The organism is Desulfurobacterium sp. (assembly GCF_027028515.1).
In the GTDB taxonomy this organism is placed as follows: domain Bacteria; phylum Aquificota; class Aquificia; order Desulfurobacteriales; family Desulfurobacteriaceae; genus Desulfurobacterium_A.
The window spans coordinates 1-1743 of the sequence record NZ_JALVIW010000027.1 but is presented as its reverse complement, the minus strand read 5'-3'; the positions used below and the strand labels follow the sequence as shown (position 1 = coordinate 1743).

At 38.8% G+C, this 1743-nt stretch carries 2 protein-coding genes and 1 pseudogene; all 3 read right to left on the bottom strand.

What is annotated here, in order from left to right:
* Positions 1-89: 89 nt before the first annotated feature.
* Complete coding sequence (locus MV676_RS02645) at positions 90-614, bottom strand: nucleotidyl transferase AbiEii/AbiGii toxin family protein (RefSeq protein WP_297445028.1); 525 nt, start codon at positions 612-614, stop codon at positions 90-92.
* Positions 615-618: 4 nt separating this feature from the next.
* Entirely contained in the window at positions 619-840 is a 222-nt protein-coding gene (locus MV676_RS02640) for a hypothetical protein (RefSeq protein WP_297445026.1), read from the bottom strand.
* Positions 827-1743, bottom strand: a pseudogene (locus MV676_RS02635) (hypothetical protein); the annotation flags it as partial. The pseudogene MV676_RS02635 and the gene MV676_RS02640, both read right to left, overlap by 14 nt.

The window sequence follows — 1743 nt, the reverse complement described above, 5'->3', positions numbered from 1 at the left end:
GTACAATAGGATTATCGACCCTTCCCAAGAGCATGCCGCCGGTACCTACATGCACGGGATCAATGGTCATCAAAAAGAAACGATGGATCTCAAAGCTCATTTTGGACCTCCTGCCAAAGGGACTCAAATTCTTTCTGTAAATCTTTTTTTAAACCTTGTGAAAAAATTTTTAACCAGTAAGTAATAAGCTTTTTGTTGACTTTTTGTTTTCTAAGAATTGACTTTATATCTTCGAAGTCTCTGGGACGGCCGGCTAACATTTTGTGGATAATTACATCTTCCGGAGAAGCAAACTTGACCGGATAATTCTCGATATTTACAATTCTAACTCTCGAAAGAGCTTCCTTTTCGTAAGGACTCCAGGAAAAAATAAAGTCAACACGAAAACCACTTTCTTTATTAAAGGTCGGTAATACCCAGGTTTTTTGGACAAAATCTTTAGGATTTTCCGTTAGTATTTTCAGTCTGCATTCTTTTGTTAGAGATATTATTTCTGGTAACTTTTCTATATCTACTCCCAAAGTTATATCTATGTCTCTTGTTAGACGAGGTTCACCATATAGCAAGACTGCTTGCCCACCGATTATCATATAAGGGATGTTTCTGCTGTCCAATTTTTCAGCTATCTTTTTCAGTAAATTCTTCATAAGTGTTTATAATTTTAGCAAGACGAATATCTTGTTCTATACCTTCCAAAATTTCTTCAGGAGGCCAAGCTCCTATTGCCCTGGCATGTTGTATTAAGTTTTCCAGAACTTTCAGGTTGTCCAGATAGTCAGCTGGAATATTCCGCTGAAAATTTGCTTCAAACTTGGCCCAAATTTTCTTATCTTTTATCATTAGACTCTTCCTTCATGATGTGATGAAAAAGTTCTACTACGTCGGCTATAAGGCCGGTTTGGGCATAATGGACGAGTTTTTTATACTCTTCTTTAGAAGGTTTTCTGTCCCATTTAAGATTTTTAAGAACATTTTCGCAAAACTTTTTAAAAATTTCATCGTTAAATGATTTGTCCGGACAATCCGAAAACCACTCTTTTCTTTTATTTTCAATAAGATTTCGTAGGATAAAGGTTTGATTGATAGAGAGATTTTCTTTAAATATTTTTCTGGCTTCTTTTAGATCCTCGAGTTCAGCGAGTAAGTAGGGTCTGCTCAAGGTTCCCAAGCGCCGACCGTATTTGTTATAAGTGATCTGGAATCTTGCCTCCGGGTGACCAAGCCAAATGAAATCAAAAGTTGCCGGAGTGAAGTATACAACGTCGCCGGGGATTAAATCGCCAGCATGGACAAGCCAACCGGGTTGAAACCCGCCTCTAATTTTTGGAGGAAAAGGATTAAGAGCTTGATAAAAACGTTTACGAGGAATTGTAGCAGTCGAAGGGTTGGGATTTCTATTCGCATCTTTTATCCAGAAAACATAAGGATACCAATAATCTTCTGTTTGCCCATCACCCATTACAGCAGGAATATACCAAGTTACTTTTTTTTCTCCGTTTTTCAGGATGATTTCATACCATTTAGCGAATTGACCACTTTTGTTATCATTAAAACGTTTAGGTAAAGTTCCATCTTGGCCAAGCTGTTTTCGCACTTCTACGACTTTCCAAACTTGCATATTCCCTTGCTGATTGAGCATCCTTCGCCCCGCATCAAGGATGATGCGCAGGGGTTGATGGGCATCGGCGAAAACGATGCCCAGATGCAAAGGCAGACGGTTGCGGACTTTGCCCATCTCTCGCT